General features: G+C 41.3%; 9 protein-coding genes. 2 read left to right on the top strand and 7 right to left on the bottom strand.

Going from position 1 to position 10,005, the window contains the following annotated elements; all coding sequences use genetic code 11:
• Positions 1–51: 51 nt before the first annotated feature.
• From H6G05_RS15050 to H6G05_RS15080, 7 genes are all read right to left on the bottom strand, one after another.
• Complete coding sequence (locus H6G05_RS15050; protein ID WP_242025535.1) at positions 52–282, bottom strand: DUF29 family protein; 231 nt, start codon at positions 280–282, stop codon at positions 52–54.
• Between the two features lie 80 nt (positions 283–362).
• Positions 363–851: a GNAT family N-acetyltransferase gene (locus tag H6G05_RS15055; protein ID WP_190578948.1), complete on the bottom strand. Its 489-nt coding sequence runs from the start codon at positions 849–851 to the stop codon at positions 363–365.
• Positions 842–1,138, bottom strand: coding sequence for a type II toxin-antitoxin system TacA family antitoxin (locus H6G05_RS15060; RefSeq protein ID WP_190578949.1), 297 nt, complete (start codon positions 1,136–1,138; stop codon positions 842–844). Before H6G05_RS15060 ends, H6G05_RS15055 begins: the two co-directional genes overlap by 10 nt.
• The gene (locus tag H6G05_RS25390; protein WP_242025537.1) at positions 1,126–1,293 is read right to left on the bottom strand and encodes a hypothetical protein; all 168 of its coding nucleotides are present in this window, start codon (positions 1,291–1,293) and stop codon (positions 1,126–1,128) included. The genes H6G05_RS15060 and H6G05_RS25390 overlap by 13 nt, the downstream gene beginning before the upstream one ends.
• A gap of 134 nt (positions 1,294–1,427) precedes the next feature.
• Positions 1,428–2,207: a winged helix-turn-helix domain-containing protein gene (locus H6G05_RS15070; RefSeq protein ID WP_199310557.1), complete on the bottom strand. Its 780-nt coding sequence runs from the start codon at positions 2,205–2,207 to the stop codon at positions 1,428–1,430.
• Positions 2,208–2,292: 85 nt separating this feature from the next.
• A complete protein-coding gene (pruA, locus tag H6G05_RS15075) occupies positions 2,293–5,325 on the bottom strand; it encodes an L-glutamate gamma-semialdehyde dehydrogenase (protein ID WP_190578950.1) in 3,033 nt (1,010 codons plus the stop codon).
• Positions 5,326–5,819: 494 nt separating this feature from the next.
• Positions 5,820–6,509: a zinc metallopeptidase gene (locus tag H6G05_RS15080; RefSeq protein ID WP_190578951.1), complete on the bottom strand. Its 690-nt coding sequence runs from the start codon at positions 6,507–6,509 to the stop codon at positions 5,820–5,822.
• Positions 6,510–7,506: 997 nt separating this feature from the next.
• On the opposite strand from H6G05_RS15080, the gene aat reads away from it, so the two are divergent.
• Entirely contained in the window at positions 7,507–8,127 is a 621-nt protein-coding gene (gene aat / locus H6G05_RS15085) for a leucyl/phenylalanyl-tRNA--protein transferase (RefSeq protein ID WP_190578952.1), read from the top strand.
• Positions 8,128–8,220: 93 nt separating this feature from the next.
• The gene (locus H6G05_RS15090) at positions 8,221–9,630 is read left to right on the top strand and encodes a serine/threonine protein kinase (protein WP_190578953.1); all 1,410 of its coding nucleotides are present in this window, start codon (positions 8,221–8,223) and stop codon (positions 9,628–9,630) included.
• Positions 9,631–10,005: the final 375 nt, after the last annotated feature.

Here is a 10,005-nt window from a genome sequence, read left to right on the forward strand (position 1 = left end):
TATTTTAGAGCCTACAACTATAGTAGACCGATCCCCAATCAAGATGAGTGATTAGGGGATTAAGGGCATCTCTAAGCAACGCTTGAGAATATGCTCAATAAGTGTAGTCAATCTTCGCTTGAGTTCACGCATATCTCTACCCGCCAAACCTTCCAACTCCTCAATTAAGCTTTTGACATCTAAATTTTGAAAATCACCAGCTTTTAACTTAGCGATCGCCTCTTCTAACCACAAATTAAGATCGCGATCGCACAGCGTTGTTTTTTGCTTAGTCTGGGTCATGCGTTTAGTAGATTCGATAGAGAATTTACAAAATATATTTATGATTTACTGGAATATCGCGATCGCATCTTTAATCCTAATCATGAAATCCTAATCATGAGAGTCATCTCATCGATAGGCGAAGCCATAAACCCACATTTCTCGTAAAAAACCTTCGCATTCTCAGAAATAGCATGGACAAGAATAGCTCGTATTCCCGCAAATTCAGATGCTTGTAGAGTTCTTAAAATCGCGTCCCTTAGCAAGGCATGACCAAGCCCTTTTCCCTGCCAACTGCGATCAATTGCTAACCTTCCGATCACCATTACAGGAATTGGATCGGGCATATTGCGCCGCACTTTACCCGTAGCAACAGATTGAACCACTGAGCCATTAGCAAGGCAATAAAAACCAATCACAACATCTTCAGTACAGAGAACATAGGTACGCGAAGCACCCTCCATTTCATTTTTAATTGCTCTATTCTTTAACCAGTCATCTAGTTGACTATTGCCAGAGTCGAACCCCTTGATCTGGTGAGATAAATTGAGCTTTTCAGGCGATCGCAAATTATCTAAACTTATTCCCACGGAGATTTAGTTGTTAGTAATTTCTGTAACTTTTGATTTGGTTGAGGAACTTCATCTAATAATGCTGTAAATTCCTGATACTTCGATGGGGTCAAATCAAAGAAAGCCCAATCTAAAAGAACATCTTGTGCCTTCTGATATGCGGACTCAAGCATAAACTCAGAGCGTGTTTTACCCTGTACTTCGGCAGCACGATCAATGATATTCCGTTTCTCTTGTTTCACACGGATGTTAATCGTTACATCCCGATTTTGGCTAGAAGTGGTGTTATCTATCAAGGTAGACATAGGAATTTACCTAAAATATGAACTTCTTTATTGTAAGATTCTGTATATACAATGTCAACACATTGTCGGATTTTATGAAAAGCGATCGCCTCTTCTAACCACAAATTAAGATCGCGATCGTATAGCGTAGATTTCTGCTCAATAGTCTGGGTCATAGGTTTAGGCGATGCGATACAGCATTTATCAAAAATATCCCAAAGAACAAGGGGCTTCTTGTCCTTACTAGATTGGTCTTTAATAGAAAGATTGAGGTTAATGTTAAGTTTATTTGTGATCCTTAATACATTGCCTAAGCTACTTTTTTATTTTCTATTAAGCTTTTAAGCTGCTCAATACTCATCATAGTAGGTTGACTGCATTGACTGTGATGAATCATTCTATGACAGTTAGCGCATACAATAGCCAAGTCTTCCAAACTTGTTTGAGTTTCGTTGTCAACTTTAGCTAGAGGATTTTTATGATGAACCTCACAGAACCCTTTTCCCAAATCACCATAAAAACTTACAAAATCAAATTTACATACCTCACAACTTAATTTCCCTGTTTCACTTAAAATCCTTTTTTTCTTCTGCTTAATAATTTTAGGATTACGTTCACGCTCAATGTGAATAGCTAGCTTTTCTCTACCTTCAGTTACAGCAGAGGTATTTTGAGCAGGCTCTGATGAAGAAATAGGTTGAAGTTGATCGGGTAATTTAGGTTCAACTATTACCTGTTTTGACCTATTTGTATTTAAACCATTTTGTAATTCCTTATAATTGAGCGAAACCTTTTGAGCAGCTGTAATGCCTAAACTTGATAATTGCCAAATGCCTCTTGGTGAATTAGGAGAAATATAACCAGATTTTAAAAGGTCATTTCTAGCCCATTGCACCATATTCTCCCATTGGCGTTTACTTTTATTTCCTTCAGATGTACAAAGTATTTCTCTTTCCTGTTTAGTCAATTGAAAATAGTCGGCTAATGGTCGATATGTATCTGAACATTTAATCCTAAAATCTGAGCCGCCACGAAAATATATAAAGCTATGCAGTGCATCTCTTATCTTGCTAGAAATAGGATAGGACATAAAAAAGAATATGATATTTGTGTAAAGTAGATAAAATAAGTATATCTCAAAGAACAAGGGGCTTAAGCCCCTTGTCTGAATCTAATTACTCAATCCCATCAAGAGGCGCAAAGCCTTGACGCTGAGTGTTTTCGGTGATCGACCTTGGCTCTAGGAACTGCAATAGATAATCGCGTCCGCCAGCTTTGGAACCGATACCGCTTAGCTTGAAACCGCCGAAGGGATGGCGATCTACCAATGCGCCTGTGATACCGCGATTGATGTAGAGATTGCCTACTTCAAACTCGCGATAGGCGCGTTCGATATGGGAAGGTGTGCGCGAATATAATCCGCCAGTGAGCGCGAAGTTTGTATCATTCGCGATCGCCAGTGCCTCATCAAAACTATTTGCCTTGATTACAGCCAACACGGGACCAAAAATTTCCTCTTGGGCGATCGCACTGTCAGGATCGACATCGCCAAAGATAGTTGGACTGACATAGAAACCGTGATTGGGAACTTCGCCTTCATAGGCTAATTTCGCAGTTTCCTTTCCTTTAGTGATGTAGTTCTGGATATTGCGTTGAGCCGCAGCGTCAATCACAGCACTGAGTTTAGTATCAGGAAGGTGAGCTTCACCGACAATTAGAGAACGGGTGGCTTCTACTAATCTCTCCATGAAGTTATCGTAAACGGGAGCGAGGACGATCGCTCTGGAACAAGCGGAACATTTTTGACCAGCGAAACCAAAGGCGGAGTTCATTACGCCCACTACGGCTTGATCGAGGTCGGCGCTCTCATCGATGATGATGCCATTTTTACCGCCCATTTCGGCGATCACTCGCTTCATGTGTTTTTGCTTAGGACGCAGGATCGAAGCATCGGTGACAATCTGACAGCCGACTTGTTGGGAACCTGTGAAGGCGATTAGATGCACATCGGGATGTTTGACTAAATGGGAACCAACAGTGGAACCTTTGGCGGGAAGATAGGTAAATACGCCTGTGGATAAACCTGCGGCTTGGAGAACTTCAGCTATTTTTGCACCAATTACCGAGGACTGTTCGGCAGGTTTGAGAATCACGGTGTTACCTGCGGCGATCGCTGCCACGCTCATACCCAAGGCGATCGCAAAGGGGAAATTCCAAGGCGAAATCACGACCACTACGCCGCGAGGCTGATAGATGTAAGTATTATCTTCCCCAGGAATATTGCGCTGTACGCCCGACTCAATCCGTTCCATTTCCTTGGCATAGTAGCGACAGAAATCGATCGCTTCGGAGACTTCGCCATCACCTTCACGGATCGGTTTAGCCACTTCCCAACAGATCCATGCAACTAATTCTTCGCGCCGATCTTCCATAATATCCGCCGCCCTGCGGAGTAGATCGCCCCGTTCTTTCGCACTGAGCTTTTTCCACGAAGAGAAAGCATTTTTAGCAGATTTAACTGCTTCTTCAGCTTGGTCGATGCTGGCAAGACCGATTTTGCCGACTAATTGCGAGGAGTTAGCAGGGTTGATGGATTCCACATAGTTTTCGGTTTGAACAGCTTGACCGTTGATGATCGGTAGATAAGTTTTACCCAGTTGATTGCGAACTTTTTCTAAGGCAGTTTGGGCAGCTTCACGTTCTGTTTGAATGGCATAGTCGCGATCGCTAGAATTAACAAAGCCATCAAAAATATTCAGCGCAGGTGCGCCATTGTAATTTTGATCCCGTTCTGTTTTAACAGGAGCAGCAATCAATTTGCTCACATCAACACCTTCACCGCTAATTCTCAAAAAGGAACTATTGGCGGTATTTTCTAGCAAGCGGCGGATCAAGTAAGACATCCCAGGAATCAAATCACCAAAGGGACAATACACCCGCACCCGATAGCCCATATCGGCGATCGCCTTGGCAAACTTGTCACCCATGCCATAGAGGCATTGGGTTTCAAAGGCGCGACTGGGGATATTTAGAGTTTGAACAATGGCGATCGCCTTGGCTAAAGATCTCGCATTATGGCTACCAATTGCCGCATAGAGATATTGATGATTTTCTAAGAGAATCTGAATCAAGCGCTCATAGTTGGCATCGGTGGAAACTTTATCGGAGAATACAGGAATAGCCCAACCCTGTTGATAGGAACGAATCGTTTCCCGATCCCAATAGGCTCCTTTGACGAGGCGCACAGTCACGGGCTTACCGCGTTGCTTTGCCCATTCGACTAGTTCTAATAAATCCTGCTCACTATCGCGTAAATAGCCTTGCAGCGTAATCCCAACATCCGTGCGATCGCAGAATTCGGGTTCCATTAAGACTTGCTTGAGAATCTGTAAGGTGAGCGACTTAAACTCATACTGCTCCATATCAAAATGGATGCCACAGCCTAGAGCTTGTGCCTTACGCAATAAAATTCTTGCTGGTTCACTGACTTTCTCTGTCGTTTTGACAGGATCGAGAGGATCGAATTGGGAATAGAATGCGCTCAATTTTACGGAAACCTGAACCCGTTTTAGTTGTTCGCTGTCAGCTTTATCAATCTGATCAATCAAGCCCCAATTCTTAGCTTTATTAGACAAATCCTCCATCATCGCAATATAGCGATTGAGATATTCACCAGCTTCTAGTTCGCTAATCACTGCCTCACCGAGCAAATCCATCGTAAAAGCAAAGCGATCGCGCCTTAGTTTCTCAATCGATTTTGTCGCTTCTGATAAGTTCTCACCACAGATGTAGCGCTTGGCAAGAGTCCCCACAGCAGTAGAGAGCGTTGTTGCGGCAGCCGTAGCTGTAATCGAATTAGGATTATCAGTACTAAAATTCAACAAGGCACGCAAAGCAGGAACTTCTACGGCATCACTGGCGAGATATTCCTGCATATGTCGCGCAATTTCAGCTTTGCTTTGCAATGCTGGCAAGCAATCGATCAATCTAAATAATTGCACCCGTAAGCCTTCATTTTCCATTGTCCAAGCCATGAGCTTGTCATCAAGGCGCAATTCATCCTTAATTTGCGATAATTTTGACCAAAAGGAACCTTTCTCATTGCCACTTAAAATCTTCTTTGCGATTTCCTGTGTCTTCGCTTCATACTTAGAGATATCTAGAGAAGTATCAAAACTTCTACCTACTTGCTTCGTTTGGCTAGCCACGACTTTTATCCATAATCCTTGCAATCAATTAGTATAGCTAGCAACCATCCTGAACTTATTTTAAGCTTTTTTAGTTGAAGTCAGAAACTTAGAGGTATTGATTCGCTCTCTATAAGGGTTAGCAGCGATCGCAGTAGTTTAAAAGTTAAGTTAAATTATAGAGAAGCCATGACAAAAATCGATGTGTAATGCCGATCTTAGATTTGTACCTAGAAACTATATCGGCTAGCTATAGCCACCTGTATCAGGACAAATCAAAACCCAAATAATGTGAGGCGGCGCTTCGCGCCGCCTCACATTATTTGGGTTTTATGTCCTAACAAGAATGGCGACAGCTATATATTTACGATGATGATAAGCCTGACCGATTAAAAGCGATCGCGATGATGTTGGTGGTAATCGGTGAAAACACTATTTGGCAATGACGCTCAAGTTGCAAAAAAAAGGACGGCACATTGCGCCGTCCTTTTTTGGATTTGTAAAGCAAGTTGTAATTAGCGATCGCCACGGATTAACAACAACTGCACAAGTTGCAGCACCGCATAAATTGCCGTCGCCACATATGTCCATGCAGCAGCGTTAAGCACCTTACGAGCGCCAAGATTTTCTTCACCTTGGAGAATGCCTAACTCATCAATTAATCGCAAAGCGCGGCTAGAAGCATCAAACTCCACAGGTAAAGTCACAATGTGAAATAGGATCGCGCTAGCAAACAAAGCAATCCCAATATTGATGAAAACTACACTCAAACTGCCAAGGGATGTCAAAAACAGGCCAGCCATCACCATCATGGGGCCAAAGTTTGCGCCAATATTTGCTACTGGGACTAGCGAGGCTCGAATATTCATAAATTGATAGCCGCGCACATCCTGCAAGACGTGACCACATTCATGGGCAGCGATCGCTGCCGCTGCTAGGGACGAGGACGTATACACTGACTCGGATAAGCGCACAGCCTTCGCAGAAGGATCATAATGATCGGTCAGTTCTCCTGCTACTTGCTCTACGGTTACATCATGAATACCCATGCGTTGCAAGATTGTCTTAGCAACTTGTGCGCCTGTCATTCCTAGACTAGATCGCATATCTGCATATTTTTCGTAAGTTGCTTTGACTCGCTGCTGCGCCCAAAACATCAAGATCATCCCTGGGATCAGGATTAAATAGGATGGGTGAAAAAACATTGACTTTTCTCCTGCTGACATTTCTATTTATGATTATGCCCTTGTCACTCTGGTCTCTGGCGGTAGTGAAAACACTACTTACATAGCTAGAAAAATCTACTAGAAATATCTATAAGATTAGTGGGAGAGGTTATGCATATGGCTTAACCGTAAGATATTTAACTAGATTTTTGTGTTCAAGAATTTAATCTAATCTTTTTATAGGAACAGCCTGACAAATAAAAAATAAACAAGAAATTAATGAAACAAACGCGATGGTAAAAAGAGCTAAGTTTTTTAAGCAATATTCCTGAAAAAGCTTTGGTAAAGGATTAGACAATAAGTATAATTACTCAATAGCTAAGAACTGATAGATTAAGTATAAAGAAAAGTTTAAGCGATCCCCAATTTGACAAAATTTCTAGCACAATGTAATTATTCAAACGGAGCCAGCTTATATATAGGCTCTGAATTTAAATACCAAATTAATAAAACACAAAAAAAATAAGTGATCCATCAAGACAACTGGTAATTTTTACCTAGTCACGTTGGGTCACTTATTTTTTATGTTTTTTGTATTAACTTTTTTTAAGAGATCGCTGTAATAGCTATTAAGAAAGGACAAAAGAAATTTATATTTCATTTTTTGTAGTTGAATCTTTAATTACCAACGATTAAACTACTAAGTATTTAGACTCAAATAAAATTACACTAACGGATTATAAAGAAAATATTAAGCGATCCCAGTTTTGGATACCTATCTTAGAGAATAAGATCATTCAAACGGAATCGGCTAATTTAAAGATTCTGAATTTTAATGCCAATTTAATAACATTTTATGTAAATAAATGGTTTGCTATGATTAAGTAAGTTCACTTAATCGCAGCAAGCCATTTATTTTATTTGAGACTTTTGCTTGTTGGATTTAGGGAAAAGCTAATTAACTAAGACCCAAATATTTTTCATTTAATTATCTGATTCAAGTCTTTTAAACTGGGTAAGTAGGTATAGTCACTTCGTGGAAAGATTTAATATCCGTAGCGTTATTGAAGGTTATACCCAAGGCTACTTTTTGATGTCAGAGGGTGATGGAGAGCCAATTGAGTGGTATTACACTAACAGCCGTACCTTGATCCCACTTGATCAGCGCTTTCGATATCCTAAATCTTTGCAGCGGGTCATCAACCAAAATCGCTTTGAAGTCAGGATTGATAATGCCTTTGAGCAAGTGGTAGAAGGCTGTGCCGATCGCGAAACTACGTGGATATCGAAAGAACTGCGATCGCTTTATAGCAATTTACACAAGGCAGGTTGGGCGCATAGTTTTGAGACATGGCAAGGCGAGCAACTAGCTGGTGGGATTTTAGGGATTGCCATACGCGGGGTATTTATTGGTGAGTCGATGTTTTTTAAGATTCCTGATGGCTCGAAGGTAGCGATGGTGAAGTTAGTGGAGCATTTGCGATCGCGCGGTTATAGTTTATTTGATGCTCAATTAATGAATCCTCATCTAGAGCGATTTGGAGCATTTGAGATTGATGATGATAGTTACCAAGCTTTGTTAAAGCAAGCATTAGCCAAATCTTGCAACTTCCCGATTTCTGAAAGTGTAGCCACACTTTCAGAAACTCAAACCTAAAGAGATAAAGGATTGCCGCACTCCGCGCGGCAATCCTTTATCTCAAAATCGGAAATTACTATGGCGATGGGAAATATGAGGTAAAAAAAAGTTGTGACAGAACTACATCAAGTTGGCGAAATTATCCAATCTCGATACCGTATTGCCAGCGTTCTTGGACAAGGTGGTATTGGAATCACCTATGCTGCTTTTGATGCCCAAACAGGCGATCTCGTGGCATTAAAAGCCCTATCATTTCGACGCATGAATGAGTGGAAAGTGCTGGAATTATTTGAGCGAGAAGCGAAAGTATTAGCTCAGCTCGACCATCCAGCTATTCCCCGTTACTTGGACTATTTTCAGATTGATACTGATCATGATCGCGATTTTTACATCGTGCAGCAACTGGTAGAGGGCAAATCTCTTGCACAGGCGATCGCTGATGGCTGGCATGGCAGTGAGGAAGATATTAAACAGATTGCTGAGCAAGTGCTAGAGGTGTTGAGCTATCTCCATCAACTCAAGCCGCCTGTCATCCATCGTGATATCAAGCCCCAAAATATCATTCTTCAGCCCAACCGTAAAATTGCTTTGGTAGATTTTGGTGCAGTTCAGGACACCTATCGCAGTACACAAGTAGGCGGAAGTACAGTTGTTGGCACTTACGGCTATATGCCACCCGAACAATTTCGAGGCAAGGCTGTTCCTGCTACCGACCTATATGCGCTTGGTGCAACGATTTTATTTTTACTGACGGGGCGATCGCCTGCGGATTTACCTGAAATCAAGCTCAAGATCAGTTTTCGTGACTCCGTTAGCATTTCATCGCATTTTGCCGATTGGCTGGAAAAAATGATTGAACCAGCGCTCGAAGACCGATTCAGTAGCGCCCAACAAGCCCTTCAAGCCTTGCAAAATCCCATCTTGCCATCACTCGAAAGTCGAATTAGTGACCTAGAAATTAGTCGTTTACTTAACCCAAATAGCGATCACCTCAACCATAAATATCAATATCCCAAACCTTTGGGAAGTCGCATTGAATTAAAAAATACTGATAGTGTTTTAAAAGTTGAGATTCCACCTACAGGGCTGCGTGGTGATGGCGCAAGCATCCTATCGTTTGCAATTTTTTGGAATGGTTTTTTGATTGTCTGGACATCATTGGCTCTGAGGGCAGGACTTTTTGCTCTTTTCTCAATTCCCTTTTGGATTATCGGTATTGGCATGGCGTATGCGGGCTTATCGATTGTCTTTGGCAAGGTTTGTTTAGTAATTAGCGATCGCTCCTTTAGTATTGATTGGGACGTTTTAGGAATCAAGCGCCATGTCCAAGGCAAAACCCAAGATTTGCGACAAGTTGAACTCAAGAGTTCTTACGAAGTTAATAACCAGCCCGTAATGGAGTTACGTTTAAATCAAGGCATTTATGTCCATAAGTTTGGGTTAGGGTTAAGCCGTCCTGAGAAGGAATGGTTAATGCAAGAAATTAATGACTTTTTAGAAACATGGCGATCGCGTCATTAATCATTACAGCAATTGCTGATCAAACGAGCCAAAATATAAATCCTGAAAGTGCTACTTTGCAGCACTTTCAGGATTTATATTTGTTTGGTTTTAAGCTCAAAGCGTTGTAAATCAATCATCAACAAAATTTATTAGCTTGTCTTTATTTTTATAGAACAACCATTTCCATAACAAAACTATAGAAAAAAAGAGTTAGCTAGTACAAACCAAAACCCAAGAATCGAGTGGCGGTGCTTCGCACTGCCACTCGATTCTTGGGTTTTATGTCCTAAGCCTTAGTACAGGACAAAAAGTTGCAAAAGTAGGCAGGAAGGGGTTTTATAAAAGATAACCACATCACAAATAAAACCCCTATGAAAGAGATTAACCTATTTC

The organism is Phormidium tenue FACHB-1050, assembly GCF_014696925.1.
Classification (GTDB): domain Bacteria; phylum Cyanobacteriota; class Cyanobacteriia; order Pseudanabaenales; family Pseudanabaenaceae; genus Pseudanabaena.